We start from the raw sequence: 14,389 nt of genomic DNA on the forward strand, positions 1-14,389 counted from the left end.
ATACCCCGGTCTTCGGACCGGGGTGTTTTCTTTTGCCGCGCTGCCTACGCGTAGCGGTCGAAGGCGTCCAGCAGCCGCTTCACGGACCCGCCCAGGTTCCAGTCCTCGGCCAGGCGCTCAAGTTCGGAACGCTCTTCCCCGGCGATCGCATGCAGCTCCGCACCGGCCTTTTCCGGCGAGGGAAGGTCCAGGTCCCTGACGACTCTCACTACCTTCGGTGCAACCGCCAGATAGTCCGCCGCCTTGGCGAGCTTGGACCGGACCGGGCCCGCAAGGCCGCTGTCCGGGTCCTGCGCCGCGGCCAGCAGGGAATCCAGGGTGCCGTACTCGGCCAGCAGCGACGCCGCGGTTTTCTCACCGATCCCGGACACGCCGGGCAGTCCGTCGGAGGCATCGCCGCGCAGGGTTGCGTAGTCCGCGTACTGCTCGGGCAGCACCTGGTACTTTGCCACCATTGACGCATCGGTCATCACGTCCAGGTTCTTCATGCCGCGGGCGGTGTAGATCACGCGCACGTCCCTGCGGTCGTCGATCACCTGGAACAGGTCCCGGTCCCCGGTCACCACGTCCACCGGCATGGACGCGGTGGACGCGTAGGTGCCGATCACGTCGTCGGCCTCGTGTTCCGCGGCGCCGACGACGGCGATGCCCGCCAGTTCCAGCGTGCGGCGGATCATCGGGATCTGGGCCTCGAGGGGATCGGGAACCGTTTCGACGTCGGGGTTCCCGCTCACCTCTTCGGCCACCCGGTGCGCCTTGTAGGTAGGGAGCAGGTCCACCCGCCACTGCGGCCGCCAGTCGTCGTCCCAGCAGGCGATCAGGTGCGTGGCCTCGTAGTCGGTGGTGAGCCTGGCGATCATGTCCAGCAGGCCGCGAACGGCGTTCACCGGCGTACCGTCGGACCGGCGGATGCTGTCGGGGACGCCGTAGAAGGCGCGGAAGTACAGTGACGCGGTGTCGAGGAGCATCAGGCGCTGGGTCATAGGCCGATCCTCGCACGGATCATGCGGTGAGGGGCGCCTTCGTGGAGACCTGATCCGCCGGGATGCCCGTGCACGCCTGTAGGCTGAGGCACCAGCTTTCCGACCGAGGGGACCTCCGCGTTGTTGAACCGATTCCAGGTTGTGCCGGCCAGCTATCTCATCTTCCAGTGCGGGGACCGGGTGCTGCTGCAGCTTCGGCAGGGCACCGGGTACATGGACGGCTACTGGGCCACGGCAGCTGCCGGACATGTGGAGGCGGGGGAATCGGCCGTGCAGGCCGCCGTGCGGGAGGCGCGGGAGGAACTCGGGATAGCGGTGGCGCCCGACGACATCGTCCCGCTGACGTCCATGCACCGCACGCAGGAGGACACCGGGACTGCCGTGGACGAGCGGGTGGACTTCTTCTTCCTCTGCTCCGGTTGGTCGGGGGAGCCGCGCATCATGGAGCCCGGCAAGGCGGCCCGGCTGGAATGGTTTTCCCTCGACGACCTGCCCGGCGCCGTCGTCCCGCATGAAAGGTTTGTTTTCGAGCGGTTGCGCAGCGGACTGCCGCCCATTGTCACTTTCGGGTTTGCGGACCTCTGAGCCTTCGAGGGGAGAGCCACATGATTTCCAGTGCAGGGATCCTGCTGTATCGGCGCGGTACCGAGGGCCTGGAAGTGTGGATCGGCCATATGGGCGGCCCGTTCTGGGCGCGGAAGGACGAGCACGCCTGGTCTCTTCCCAAGGGGGAGTACCAGCCGGAGGAAGAACCGCTGGCGGCCGCGCTGCGGGAGTTCGCCGAGGAGATGGGCGCGCAGGCCCCGGAGGCCGAGTACCTGCTGCTGGGCAGTTTCCGGCAGTCGGCGCAAAAGACCGTGACGGTTTTCACTGCGGAGGCGGAGTTCGCTCCGGAGCGGATCGAGAGCAACACGTTCGAGTTGGAATGGCCGCGGGGATCGGGCACCGTTCGCGAGTATCCGGAGATCGACCGGGCCGGCTGGTTTCCGGAGGCTGTGGCACGCACGAAGCTGGTCAAGGGGCAGGCCCAGGTGCTGGACGCACTGCTTCGGGTGCTGGCGGAGGAGGGGAGCTAGCGGGGCTGCCTGGCGCCCGGTGTACAGGTAACGGGGTTATCCGGTGCTCTTAGCCCCGTTACCTGTACATCAGCTGTCCGGACTAGCCCTGCAGACCCCGGGTGTAGGTGACCAACGCGTCGCGGACATACTTCGCACCCGATTCGAATGCACGGGTGTAGTTGGCCCCGAACCGGTTATCAGCCACATACATTTCCGCGAGGCCGATCAGCATCTCCGGATCGGGCTCCTTCCGGGTACCGGCTGCGATCCATTCAGCATGCCGCCGTGCGAGTTCCTGCGCTTCGGCGCTCGCAGGCGCCAGCCCCCGCCGCTGGGCCTCGTCCCACGCGTCCTGCAGTGCTGCATGTTCCGCGGAGAAGCCGAGCTTCCCGGCGTCGTCCAGGGAACGCCACCACTGGTCGGACTCGGCGTACGCCTCCGAGCCCCAGCGTTCTTCCACCTCCTCGCGGTACTGCGTGTGGTCAAAACCTTCGAACATTTTTTCCGCCATGATTTCCTCATCTCCTTTCAGGGCCTTCAACGTCGAGCGCACTGCACGTATCTGTGTGTGCAGCCGGGCCTGTTCGTCCTGGAGATACACCAAATGCGCCGCCAAAGCAGCGGCATCATCCTGCTGGCCTTCCAACACCTGCCCGATCTGCGGCAGGCCCATCCCGAGTTGGCGCAGCAGCAGGATCCGCTGCAACCGGACCAGTGCTGCCCGGTCGTAATACCGGTAGCCGTTGGCGCCGACCCGTGAGGGGGCCAGCAGCCCGATGCTGTCGTAGTGGCGCAGGGTCCGGGAGGTTGTCCCGGCCAGTTTCGCCACGTCCGCAATGGACCAGTCCATGGTGCTCCTTCTCGACCCCACCAACCCTAGAAGTTGACGCTGCGGCAAGGTCAAGGAACTAGTGGGTAACCGTCGTCTGCTGATACAGGGCCAGCCGGATCCGCCCGTCGACGAGACAGTAAACGCTGGACATCAACGCCTCGAACGGCTCCTGCCCGGCGCGGTGCGCAGCCGCACGGTAAACCAGCGCTGCTGCGCCGGTGCTTGCCGCCACCACGTGTTCATCCGTGATGCGGTAGGAAGTCCACGGCGGCGCCGCGTTGAGGGTAGCGGCGATAGTGGAACGGTCCAGCACCATGCCGTTGACCAGGACCATCACGGCATCCGGAGTCATAAGCCCACCGTAGAAGTCTCCGCCCTGTCCGCGGCACAGCGACTGCCAGCCGAGGTGTTCGCGCTCGAGCAGGTTGGCGAGGGTGAGGTCATTCATCTGCCGAGGCTAGCTTCAGGGGCGATGCCCGGCAACGGGCACGGTGGTCAGGCGCGACACGTGGCGGTCAGGCAGGCGACGGGCACAGGTATCGGCGATCCGGACGCAGCCGGGCGCACTGCTATATCCGCAGCCCCGCACGGCGGCTACCCTCAAACGGTAGGGCGAATCCCGACTCAGGCTCAGCTGGGAGGTGTGTCCATGTCGGCACATGCGATGGAATCCGATTCCCGGCCCCAGAGGCGCGGAGACGGCCGGCACTCGTATTGGTCCCCGCGGTTCTGGCTCCTGCCGCTGCTGGTGCTTCTGCTGCTGGGCGGTGCCGGCACGGCCCTGTACATCGGCGGTCTCGGCAGTCCGGGGGACCACCTTAAGCACTTTCCGTTGGCCGTGGTCAACCAGGACAGGGGTGCGACGCCGGCCGACGGGGGCAGCCCGGAGAACCTCGGGCAGAACATCACGGACCAGATGCAGCAGGGCTTCGCGCAAAACGACGAAATCGATCTGCGTGTCCTGTCCTGGGACGACGCCCAGGAGCAGCTGCGCAAGGGGCAGATCCACGGCGCCGTCGTTATCCCCGAGTCCTTTTCGGCTGACGCCCTGGGGCTGGTGAGCGGTGCATTGACGGACACGGAAGTTACGCGGCCGTCCATCACCGTCTACTCGAACCCGTTGGCCGGGCCACTGGCGAGCAGCTTGGCGACGTCCGCCGTCGACCCGGCGCTCGAACAGGCCAACACCGGCCTGGGGGAGCAGTTGACCTCCGCCGCAGAGGAAGCGCAGACGGAAGCCCGGGCGGAACAACAGCGCGAGCTCGGGGAGCTGGGCCTGCCGGCAGAGGTGCAGCAGCAGGTGGCACCAACCGTGGACGGCACATCAACGGACCTGCTCCGGGCTCCGATCTCTCTCATCACCACCGCCTATGAAACCCCGCCGGAAGGTTCCGCCCTTGGCATGGGTGCGTTCTTCTACTCCGTGCTGCTGATGGTGGTGGGCGTCAGTGGTTCCGTAGCCATCCACTTCCTGGTGGATTCGCGGCTCGGAGTGGCGCCGGTCGAAATGGGGCCGCGGTTCTCCCTGGGGCCGAGGGTGCAGCCTGCCCGCTGGAAAACCTATCTGATCAAGTGGGGCATCGTTGTCCTGGGCGCCCTCCCGACGGCGGGCTTCATGATGTGGGTGGCCTCCGCCGTCGGGATGCCGATCCCGCACGGCGGCTGGTTCTTCCTCACCACCTGGCTGTCCATTGTCACGGTATCGGCCGTCACCACGGCGCTGATCACCCTGTTCGGCAGCATCGGCATGGTGCTCTCGCTGATCTACGTGGTGTTTATGGGCCTGCCTGCCGCGACCGGAGTGGTGCCGCTGGAGGCCCTGCCGGGGTTCTTCACGTTCATTGCCCGCGGCGAGCCGCTCTACCACATGACCATGGCCAACCGGGCGGTCCTGTACTTTGACGCCGAAGGTGACGCGGGCCTGCAGAGCGGGATCATCGGCATGCTCATCCTCATACTCATAGCCGTTGCGGTCGCCATGATCTTCGCGGTGCTTTATGACCGGAAGTTCGGCCGCCGCCAGGCAGAGCTGGCGGGTAGTCCCGGCGGGCAGCCCTAGAGCCGGCAGCCCTAAAGCAGGTAGACCGGGGACGGCTGCGGAAGGAAGTCGCCGGGGTGGGTTACCGGAGCGGACAGCATTCCGGCGCACGAATCGATGAGGAAGTAGCCCACCCCGGTCCAGTTCGGGGTCTCGGCTCCGTCTTGGATGCGTGCCTCGTACTCCGCGCAGACCCCGATGGTCATGGTGCCCAGGATCCACGAACGGCCGTGCAGGACAGCGGGGGCGAGGTCCCCGACCGCGGCCTGGGTCCTGCGGATCAGGTCCTCGCTGACGGGGTTGGCCACGGCCGACCGCTGAAGTACGGATTGCATGGACGGCACCGCACGCATCTGGTGCAGGAAACGCGCCCGCCAGCTCGGCACCGGCAGGGATGCCAGGTGGTCCACCCAGGGCAGGACCAGGCAGGCCAGGAGGTCGCGGAGCCCGGCGCCGTCGTCCAGCTGTTCCGTGAGCACCGCACGGCGGCGGTGGGTGTCCTCGAGATGGCGGGTGATCAAGGCTTCCAGCAGTTCATCCCGGCCGCCGAAGTGATAGGCGACGGCGGAATGGTTGGCAGTTCCGGCATGCTCGGCGATGCGGCGGTTGGACACGGCGTCGATGCCGTAGCGGGCAAACAGCTCTTCGGCGGCATCGAGCAGGGTTTCGCGTGCCTTCGCACCGTGCTGTCCCATGTGCGTTCCCTTGTGTCGGCGTTGATGCGGCTTCGATTATCTAATTTACGCCACATGGCGTAATTTTGACGAGTTGGTCCCACAGACCCCGCCTTGACGATCGCGTCGACGCGCACTTCGCACCATCACCCATGAATTCAGCTACAGGAGCACGTCCTTGACCAGTACTTCCCCGACATCCCCAGGTTCTCCGCCGGATACGGATCCAGCAGGAGAAACCCCGGCGCCGTCGTCGGACGCCGAGGGCCTTGCCGCGGCCAAACGCGCAAAGGCCGAGAAGATCGGCCGTTATGTCGCCATGTTCCTGATGCCGTTGCTGATGGTTTCCATGCTGGTGGGCGGCTACCTCGCCGCCATGCACGCACCTGTTCCGAACAACATGCCCATTGCCGTCACGGGTTCCGGCCAGCAGGCGGACCGCTTCGCCGACGCACTGGAATCCGCCGATCCCGACGCCGTCGACGTCCGCGTGGTGGAATCCGACGCCGAAGCGCGCCAGCTGATCCTGGACCGCGAAGTCTCGGGTGCAGTGTCGCTGAATGAGGGCACTGCCTCGGTTTATACCGCAAGTGCTGCCGGCGCCTCGCAGTCCAGCACCGTCACGGCGCTGCTGGCCCCGCAGGTCCTGGGACAGGGCCTGGTCCTGCAGTCCGAGGACCTCGCCCCGCTGCCGGACCATGACATGGCCGGACTGGGCGCAATGTTCCTGACCACGGCCCTGATGCTGGCCGGCTACATGCCGCTGAGCCTGGTCCTTTCCAACTCACCCGAACTGCTTCGCTTCCGCCGCTTCGTTCCCCTGCTTGCCGGCTGGGCAGCACTGATCGCCGCTCTCGTCTGGGCCGTCACGGGACCGATGCTCGGCGTCGTCGAGGGACACTCCGCCGCCGTGCTGGGGATCTCGTGGCTGACGGTTTTCGCCGTCGGCAGCGTCCAGCTGTTCCTCACCCGGATCCTTGGCCCAATGGCCGTCCTTGCCGGCATGCTGTTCCTGATGGTGCTGGGCGTTCCCGCCTCCAACATGAGCATGTCGGTCCACACCATGCCGGGTCTCTACCCGTACCTCCACAGCTTCCTGCCTGCGGCCGCCACCGGTGAATCGCTGCGTTCGTTCCTGTACTTCGACGGCAACGGCGCCGGTCCCCACCTGCTGGTGCTCGTGATCGGTGCGGTGGCGGCCCTGCTGCTCACCCTCATCCTTGATGCAGTCAAGCGCCGCCGCAAGCCCAATGCTGCTCCGCCGGCAATCAACGTCGCCTCGCTGCACGGCGGGCCGCGCCCGAAGACCCGCCGCTGGCGCTACGGCACCCTGGCCTTCTTCCCGCTGGCCATGGTCACGATGATGCTCTCGTTTATGCTGGGCGCGATGTACGAGCCGACGCCGCGGGACATGCCCGTCGCCGTCGTCGGCTCCACCGCGCAACAGGCGGAGCAGGCGGTGTCCGGCCTGGACGAAAACATGTCCGGGCTCTTTGACCTGCGTGCGATGGATAACGCTGACGACGCCCGCGAGCAGGTACGGGACCGGACCGTTGTCGGCGCCTATGTCCTGCCTTCGGCCGAAAACCCCACTGCCACGCTCATCACCAACGAGGCCGGCGGCATGAGCCAGCAGCAGGTCCTCACCTCGGTGTTCGGCCAGGTCTCCGCGGGACAGCAAATGGAGATGGCACATGACAATGTTGCTCCGCTGAAGGATTCGGACTCCATGGGCATGGCCACCATGTACCTGGCGATGGGCTGGATCATGGCCGGGTTCATGATCATTGTGGTCGGCTCGACGGCGGCTCCGGCCAGCCGTCCGCTACGCATGCTGCTCCCCATCGTCGCGGCCTGGGCCGTCGGTATGTCGGCCTTCCTCTGGGTCATCGCCGACGTCTTCGTCGGGGCGATTGACGGGCACTTCCTTCCGCTTTGGGGAGCCGGCGCCGTCGCTATTTTCTGCGTCGCCATGTTCACCACGGTCTTCGAACGGTTCATGGGGATGCTCGCGATCCTTCCGGTGATCGGCATCCTGATGTTCCTCGGCGTACCCGCCTCCGGTGCGGCAATGTCCATCTACATGGAACCGGAGATCTTCCGCTTCCTGCACGAGGTGCTGCCGATGCCGGCCGCTGTGGAGTCGATCCGCTCGATCCTGTACTTCGGCTCGGATACCGTCTGGTCCCACCTGCTGACCCTCGGTATCTGGGGTGCAGCCTCATTGGCAGCGGTGGCCGTTATCGACCACTTCAAGCCGCCGCGCACCGAGGGGCACCCGGTCGACGGTGATGCCCCGGTTGAGCAGGAACGGGTTCCCGCAGGCGTCTAGCCCGCGTCAAGGAGAAACCGGCCGTGGACCGCTGCACTTGCAGCGGTCCACGGCTGTTTAAGCGCACCTCACGGAGCCGTGGACTGCGGGACCTCCACCGGTTCGAAGACCCTGCTCGTCCGGGAAAAGCGAATGTAGGCGATGCAGGCGATTTCAAGTGCTCCGCCGATGATGAGCACTGCCTTGGCGGCACTGAGTTGGTCCATTCCGCCCACCGTTGCCAGTGCATCCACCAGCACGCCGCCCAGCAGGACTGCCACCGGGAAGAGGCCCTGGCCGAGGAGCCGCCGGCAGCCGAAGACGATGCCCTGGATCTGAACCGGTGTCCGTTCCTGCCACAGCGCCGTCAGCGGGGCATTGGTGGCCTGCACCATCGCATTCCGCAGAAACATCCCCGGGATGACGAGCCAGAGGGTCGGCGCCACCACCACCAGCGCGCGGCCGAACAGCGACCCCAGGAACGTTGAGCCGCAGACGAGGTTGGTCCGGGAAACGGAGGTGCCGAATCTGGCGACCAGGGCAGCGCCGGCCATCAGGCCCAGGGCACTGGCGATATTGCTTGCGGAAAGATTCCATTCCGGTGTTCCGGTGCCCGGAAAGGAGAGGATAAAGACAATTACCACCGGTACGCAGAGGCCGCCGGCAAAATTGTAGACCGCAAAGGCGAGTTGGAGCCGCAGTAAATCACGGCGCTCATTGATGAACCGGAAACCGGCTTTCACCTTGCCGCCGAAATACTGTACTTTCCGTGCCCGCGGTTCCTCCGCCGGCCAGGGGAGCAGAAGTACCAGCGCGGCCCCCGCAACGCTCAGTACGGCGTCGGCCAGGAAGACTGCGACGGGTATCCCGAGCGAATACAGGACGGCACCCAACAGCGGACCGAGCAGCACGGGAGCTGAATCAATGAGTCCGAGCATTCCGTTGACCTTGGTCAGATCCTTTTCGGTTCGCAGCACCCGGACCGATGCCTGCAGGGTAAGGGCCAAGGCGGTGGAACAGATGGCAGTGACAAAAACGAAAACGAGCATCAGGGCCGTGCTGTGGATGGCGGTCGCCCAGGCCATGGCAGCCATGGCGGCGGCGTTGGCGGTGTTGACCGTGCAGATGGCGGTACGGCGGGAAAAGAGGTCGGTCAGCCCGCCGATCAACGGGGCCAGGTAGATGGCGGCTGCCGCTCCCAGGAACGTGGAAACGGCAAGGACCGCGGCGCTGGCGGAATTTTCAAAAAGGACCAGGGAAACGGCGAGTGAAGAAGCAGAACCGACTATTGCGAGAAGAGCTTGGATTGTCCAAAGCGCGGACAATGTGGAGCTGTTTTTCTGGGTGTCGCTGATGATGGTCCCTTCGGCGCTGCGGTACGGAAAAGGAAGCGGCCGCCTAAATTTACCGTTAGGTTTCAGCGGAAACAAGGTCGGTCTATGCAGAGTTTTTAGGCATTTATCTGTGCGTGACCGGGGTGAAGCGTCGAACCTACGCGTCGATCCTCCCGGACCGGCCGCAGCTATGGGAAAGTGGGAGGGGAGGGAAGACCAATGCCGCGCCAGCACATCACCACGCACGTCGCTATCCTCGGTTGCGTGTGCCTCGGGCTGCTGGCCTACCTCTTTTCCGTGGACCAGCCGGTGTCCGCCTTCACGGCACCGCCGGGGCAGGATTTCGATTCTCCCGGCAGCGTTTCCGTGGTCGTGAACAAGGAGCGGCCGCTCGGTGACCCCGGCTACGCGCCGCAGGACGTGGTTGACGCCGGTGGCGTTCCGCTGCGCCGCGAAGCAGCGGACGCGTTTGCCCAGCTGAAGAACGAGGCCGCAGCCGCCGGCGTCGTCATTGACGCCGTGAGCGGTTTCCGGACCGCCGAAGCCCAGTCCCGGCTGCACGATGCCTACACCGGACGCTACGGATCCGCCCTGGCGGAATCGATTTCGGCGATGCCTGGCCATAGCGAGCACCAGACCGGGCTGGCCGTGGACATCGGTGCCGCCGACGGCGCGTGCTCGCTGCAGGCCTGCTTCAAGGGGACCGGTGCCGGGGCCTGGGCAGCCGCGAACGCCCATCGGTACGGCTTCATCATCCGCTACCCCGCAGGTGCCGAAGCCATTACCGGCTACGCCTACGAGCCGTGGCACCTGCGTTATCTGGGCCCCGACGCGGCCGGGAAGATCCACGAGGCCGGCATCACGCTGGAGGAGTACGCCGGGCTGTACCATCCTCCGGCCCCGCCCAAGCCGGCCACGAAGCCGGCGCATGAGCCCTTGCCGTAAGCCGTGTCCCGGGCGTTGACTGCTGTCCGTTGACTCCGGGGTTGCCGGACAATACTCTTTCCAACATGGAAAACAACTTGGGTGCGGCTGAGGATGCTGCCGCCCGGCTCAGGAACCTTGCCGCGGACCGCAACGCCCTGGCAGCAGGTGCCGCTCCTCCGCGTACGCTGCTGGCCGGACTCGGCGGCGTGGCTGCCTGCTGGGTGGCTGGAGCAGCAGACACCCATCCCGGAGCGGCCTACGAATCGCCGTCTTGGACGTGGCTGCTCGTGGGGCTGCTGTTCGTCATCCTGCATTTGATCCAGCGCGACACCGGGCTGAAGTTCCGCCGGTTGGGTGCACGGGCCACCGGAGCCGTCAGCGGGGCTGTTCTGCTCTGCCTCTTTCTTTTCTCAGTGAGCCTGGGGCTGGTGTCGCTGGGGATCACGTGGGCGGTGACGCTCACCGGCCTTGCGGCTTTCGTGCTTGTCTCATGGCTCGCCGAAGTTGCGTACCGTGCCGCTGTGGACCACCTCCGTACGGTTAGCCTGCCGCGTGCCTGAATCCCGGTTTGACGATGTTGTGCATCCGCCGACGCGGTTGCGGATCTGCGGGCTGCTGCGCCCCCTGGAGGAGATGGACTTCGCCGTTCTCCGGGACACCCTGGGGATTTCCGATGCCACGCTCTCGAAGCAACTGAAGATCCTCGCGGAGGCCGGCTATGTGCGCCTGGCCAAGACGACGTCGCCGGCCCGCCGGGACGCCCGCCGGATCACTTGGGTGGCGCTTACCCCCGCCGGCAGGAAGAGCTTCGACGCGCATGTGTTGGCCCTGCAGGAAATTGCGGGCACGGTGTCCGTCCGGCCCGAGTAATTTCTCCGTAACCGGTCACGAAACCACCCCGGGCGGTGTCTCATGTTCAGCCGGCGCGGAAGCCGGATGAGACGCGAAAGCAGGGAGTGCACTCATGGGCACCACAGCAGTCATTCTGGGCGGGGGATACGCAGGGGTAATGGCAGCGAACCGGCTGGCGGCCAGCGGGAGGCCGGGACTCGACGTCGTCCTGGTGACGCCTGAGCCCCGGTTCGTGGAGCGGATCCGGTTGCATGAATACGCTGCCGGAGCCCGTGCCGATGCCACTGCCGATTTTGGCTCTCTCCTGCATCCGGGCGTGCGTCGGATCCCTGACCGGGTGGTGCAGATTCGGGCAAACGAACGGACCGTGCAGCTGGCCGACGGCACGGAGCTGGGCTACGACTATCTGGTGTACGCCGTGGGCTCGGCAGCGGGCACCGCGCCGGACGGTGCCGTGCGGATCGAACACCTGGAAGGGGCAGCGGCGGCGCGCAGTGACTTGGCTGTCCTGCCCGCCGGTGCCCGCGTTGCCGTGGTGGGCGGCGGGTTGACCGCGGTTGAGACGGCCGCGGAGACGGCCAGGTCCTTCGGCTCCCTGCGGGTGAGCCTGCACAGCGCCGGTCCCGTGGTGCCGGGGCTCGGCACGCAGACCCGCCGGTCCGTGGAGAAGAGCCTCCGACGGGCAGGAGTGGAACTGTGCAGCGGGACGCCTGTGCCTGCCGGCGGAGACGTTCGCGCCGGCCTGGGTGCCGACGTCGTGCTCTGGTGTGCCGGCTTCGGAGTGCCCGATCTGGCCGCGGCGAGCGGACTTCCGGTGAACGACGACGGCCGGCTGAGCCTGGATCCGACCCTGCGGGTACGCGGCCAGGACCGCATTTACGGAGCCGGCGACGCGGCCGTGATTGATGACCCGTTCTACGCCTACCTGCGGATGTGCTGCGCGGCGGCCATGCCGATGGGGGCCGAAGCGGCGGGAAACATCCTCCGGGCCCTGGACGGAAAGGCGGAAGTTCGGCACGACAGCGGATTCCGCGGCCTGTGCATTAGTCTGGGCCGCAGTGACGGAGCGGTTCAGTTCCTGTCTGCCGACGATTCTCCGACCCGCTTCCACCTGCACGGCAGGACGGCAGCCGTCCAAAAGGAAATAATCTGCCGGATGACACTGCGGTGGATCCGCGGTGAAGCGACACGAAGCGGAGCGCACACATGGCCAACAGGTCCGCAGGCGGGCAAGGCGACGACGGCGGCTCCCGCGCCGACGACACCTCCCGCGCCGACGGCGGCTCCCGCACCGACGACACGGAGCTGACCGGAGTCCGGACCCGCCGTGACTCCGAGTTCCTGAAGCACCGCGGGATGCTCTTCACCATTGCCTACGACGTCCTCGGCACCGTATCCGATGCCGAGGACGTTGTGCAGGAAACCTATCTGCGATGGCGGGAGGTAGCGGAGCGGGTGGAGAACCCGCGGGCCTACCTGGCACGGATTGCCTCGCGACAGGCGCTGAATTCCCTCCGCTCAGCGTCCCGGCGGCGGGAGGATTATCCGGGTGAGTGGCTGCCCGAACCGCTGCCTACCGGTGCTGCACGGCTGCCGGCGGATCCGGAGGCGGCGGTACTCACCGCCAGCGAGGTGTCAACGGCCATGCTGGTACTGCTGCAAACCCTGAGCGGTCCGGAGCGGGCCGCGTTCATCCTGCACGAGGTTTTCGGCTTCGGGTATCCCGAAATTGCGGCGACCCTCGAGATGGGCGTGCCCGCGGTGCGGCAGACCGTTCACCGGGCACGGACCCGCCTGAGATCCGGCACGTCCCGGACTGTGCCGGACACCGCCGAGCACCGTGCCGCCGTCGAACGTTTTCTGGCCGCCACTATGACCGGGCAGGTGCAGTCCCTGCTGGACGTGCTGGCTCCGGACGTGGTCCTGGTGTCCGACGGCGGCGGCAAGGTCAGCGCCGCGCTTCGGCCGGTCTACGGTCCGGAGAAGGTGGCACGGTTGATGATCGGTCTGGCGGACAAGTACGGCGCCGGGGCCGTCCCCGAATTCGTCGAGCTCAACGGGCTGCCCGCGGTGGCGTTCCGGGAAGACGGAGCTGTGACTACCGTGTTTCAGCTGGAACTGGTGGATGGTCGGGTGCAGGCGGTGTACGCGATGCGCAATCCGGACAAGCTGGTGCGGCTGCAGGGTTAGGGGGTTATCGGGAGCCCGATCGTGTCCTCGGAATGCGCAGCCGCGGGCACGCCTACCGTGTCCGCGGCACGCGCCGCTAAGGTGGACAGGGTGCTGCCGCCACGGCCGCGCTCTGAAGAAAGCAGGCCTTCGTGTCTCCCAAAACCATCGTGATCACCGGCGCCAGTGACGGAATCGGTGCCGCCGCGGCAAGGCAGCTCGCTGAAAACGGGCATCACGTAGTGGTGGTGGGACGGTCGCCCGAGAAGACCGCCGCCGTCGCAAAGGACACGGGTGGCGAGTATTTCCTGGCCGACTTCGCGGACCTGGGCAGCGTGCGTACCCTGGCTTCGGAACTGCTCCAGCGTTACCCGCGCATCGACGTCCTGGCCAACAACGCGGGAGCGGTTTTCGGCAATGAGCGGCAGGTCACCTCGGACGGACACGAGATGACGTTCCAGGTGAACTATCTGGCGCCGTTCCTGCTCACCCAGCTGCTGACCGACCGGCTTCTTGAGTCCAAGGGCACGGTCATCAACACTTCCAGCCTGGCCAACCGGTTGTTTGGCAACGTGGACCTGGACGATCTCGAGAACGAAAACGGGTACAACCCCAGCAAGGCGTATGGGAATGCCAAGCTGGAGCAGATCCTGTTCACGGAGGAGTTCGACCGGCGCTACCGTTCGCATGGTGCAACTTCCACAGCCTTCCACCCGGGCGTTATCGGGTCGAGCTTCTCCAGTGCCGAAGGTTCGGCAATGCGTGCGGTCTATCAGTCGCCGCTCCTGCGCAGGTTCCTTCCGACGCCGGAAAAGGGTGCCCGGACGCTGGTGTTCCTGGCGGAGGGGACACCGGGAAAGGACTATCCCACCGGCAAGTACTTTGTCCGGAGCAAGGTGGCCAAGCCCAACAAGCAGGCCGGGGACGCCGCTCTGGCTTTGGGCCTCTGGAACCGCTCGGTGGCGATGCTCGCGAAGTGACGCGGGGCTGGTCGGAATTAGCTGGCGACTCCGGCCGTGGCGCTGCGGGGTGGTCTGGCCGGAGAACGGATCGACCGCGGCGCTAGTACACATAACGGCCCTCTGAGCAGCGGATAAGCCCGTTATGTGTACGACGGGTGGGTGGTCTGACCCAATACGCCCGTTATCTGTACAACGGGTGTAGGAGCGGCTGGATAGTGGGCCCACCGCATCGCTAGTACAGATAACGGC

Annotated in this window: 15 protein-coding genes; 10 read left to right on the plus strand and 5 right to left on the minus strand. The window is 66.2% G+C overall.

Going from position 1 to position 14,389, the window contains the following annotated elements:
* Positions 1-44: 44 nt before the first annotated feature.
* A complete protein-coding gene (locus tag N2K98_RS08180) occupies positions 45-983 on the minus strand; it encodes a 5'-3' exonuclease (RefSeq protein WP_255865481.1) in 939 nt (312 codons plus the stop codon).
* Between the two features lie 123 nt (positions 984-1,106).
* On the opposite strand from N2K98_RS08180, the gene N2K98_RS08185 reads away from it, so the two are divergent.
* The gene (locus N2K98_RS08185) at positions 1,107-1,568 is read left to right on the plus strand and encodes an NUDIX hydrolase (RefSeq protein ID WP_255865482.1); all 462 of its coding nucleotides are present in this window, start codon (positions 1,107-1,109) and stop codon (positions 1,566-1,568) included.
* A gap of 20 nt (positions 1,569-1,588) precedes the next feature.
* Positions 1,589-2,059 (plus strand): NUDIX domain-containing protein, encoded by a 471-nt coding sequence (locus tag N2K98_RS08190; RefSeq protein WP_255865483.1) that lies wholly within the window; start codon positions 1,589-1,591, stop codon positions 2,057-2,059.
* A gap of 82 nt (positions 2,060-2,141) precedes the next feature.
* Here the strand turns inward: N2K98_RS08190 and N2K98_RS08195 are convergent, their stop codons facing one another.
* Positions 2,142-2,891, minus strand: a complete 750-nt coding sequence (locus N2K98_RS08195; protein ID WP_255865484.1) for a MerR family transcriptional regulator — start codon at positions 2,889-2,891, stop codon at positions 2,142-2,144.
* Between the two features lie 58 nt (positions 2,892-2,949).
* Complete coding sequence (locus N2K98_RS08200) at positions 2,950-3,321, minus strand: nuclear transport factor 2 family protein (protein ID WP_255865485.1); 372 nt, start codon at positions 3,319-3,321, stop codon at positions 2,950-2,952.
* 201 nt (positions 3,322-3,522) lie between these two features.
* On the opposite strand from N2K98_RS08200, the gene N2K98_RS08205 reads away from it, so the two are divergent.
* Positions 3,523-4,932, plus strand: coding sequence for a YhgE/Pip domain-containing protein (locus tag N2K98_RS08205; protein WP_255865486.1), 1,410 nt, complete (start codon positions 3,523-3,525; stop codon positions 4,930-4,932).
* A gap of 11 nt (positions 4,933-4,943) precedes the next feature.
* Here N2K98_RS08205 and N2K98_RS08210 read toward each other — a convergent pair whose 3' ends face one another.
* A complete protein-coding gene (locus tag N2K98_RS08210) occupies positions 4,944-5,606 on the minus strand; it encodes a TetR/AcrR family transcriptional regulator (protein WP_255797863.1) in 663 nt (220 codons plus the stop codon).
* Positions 5,607-5,763: 157 nt separating this feature from the next.
* On the opposite strand from N2K98_RS08210, the gene N2K98_RS08215 reads away from it, so the two are divergent.
* The gene (locus N2K98_RS08215) at positions 5,764-7,917 is read left to right on the plus strand and encodes an ABC transporter permease (protein WP_255865487.1); all 2,154 of its coding nucleotides are present in this window, start codon (positions 5,764-5,766) and stop codon (positions 7,915-7,917) included.
* A gap of 68 nt (positions 7,918-7,985) precedes the next feature.
* Here the strand turns inward: N2K98_RS08215 and N2K98_RS08220 are convergent, their stop codons facing one another.
* Positions 7,986-9,221, minus strand: a complete 1,236-nt coding sequence (locus tag N2K98_RS08220; RefSeq protein WP_260554163.1) for an MFS transporter — start codon at positions 9,219-9,221, stop codon at positions 7,986-7,988.
* A gap of 228 nt (positions 9,222-9,449) precedes the next feature.
* Between N2K98_RS08220 and N2K98_RS08225 the strand changes: the two genes are divergently transcribed.
* The 6 genes from N2K98_RS08225 (at position 9,450) to N2K98_RS08250 (ending at position 14,158) form a co-directional block, all read left to right on the plus strand.
* Positions 9,450-10,175 (plus strand): M15 family metallopeptidase, encoded by a 726-nt coding sequence (locus N2K98_RS08225; RefSeq protein ID WP_255865489.1) that lies wholly within the window; start codon positions 9,450-9,452, stop codon positions 10,173-10,175.
* A 65-nt stretch (positions 10,176-10,240) separates the two neighbouring features.
* Entirely contained in the window at positions 10,241-10,717 is a 477-nt protein-coding gene (locus N2K98_RS08230) for a hypothetical protein (RefSeq protein WP_255865490.1), read from the plus strand.
* Positions 10,710-11,027 (plus strand): transcriptional regulator, encoded by a 318-nt coding sequence (locus N2K98_RS08235; RefSeq protein ID WP_255797858.1) that lies wholly within the window; start codon positions 10,710-10,712, stop codon positions 11,025-11,027. The genes N2K98_RS08230 and N2K98_RS08235 overlap by 8 nt, the downstream gene beginning before the upstream one ends.
* A gap of 94 nt (positions 11,028-11,121) precedes the next feature.
* Positions 11,122-12,318, plus strand: coding sequence for an NAD(P)/FAD-dependent oxidoreductase (locus tag N2K98_RS08240; protein ID WP_255865491.1), 1,197 nt, complete (start codon positions 11,122-11,124; stop codon positions 12,316-12,318).
* The gene (gene sigJ / locus N2K98_RS08245; RefSeq protein WP_255865492.1) at positions 12,216-13,199 is read left to right on the plus strand and encodes an RNA polymerase sigma factor SigJ; all 984 of its coding nucleotides are present in this window, start codon (positions 12,216-12,218) and stop codon (positions 13,197-13,199) included. The genes N2K98_RS08240 and sigJ overlap by 103 nt, the downstream gene beginning before the upstream one ends.
* Before the next feature lie 131 nt (positions 13,200-13,330).
* Positions 13,331-14,158 (plus strand): SDR family NAD(P)-dependent oxidoreductase, encoded by an 828-nt coding sequence (locus N2K98_RS08250; protein WP_255865493.1) that lies wholly within the window; start codon positions 13,331-13,333, stop codon positions 14,156-14,158.
* The last annotated feature ends 231 nt before the right edge of the window (positions 14,159-14,389 follow it).

This window comes from Arthrobacter jinronghuae (assembly GCF_025244825.1).
In the GTDB taxonomy this organism is placed as follows: Bacteria; Actinomycetota; Actinomycetes; order Actinomycetales; family Micrococcaceae; genus Arthrobacter_B; species Arthrobacter_B jinronghuae.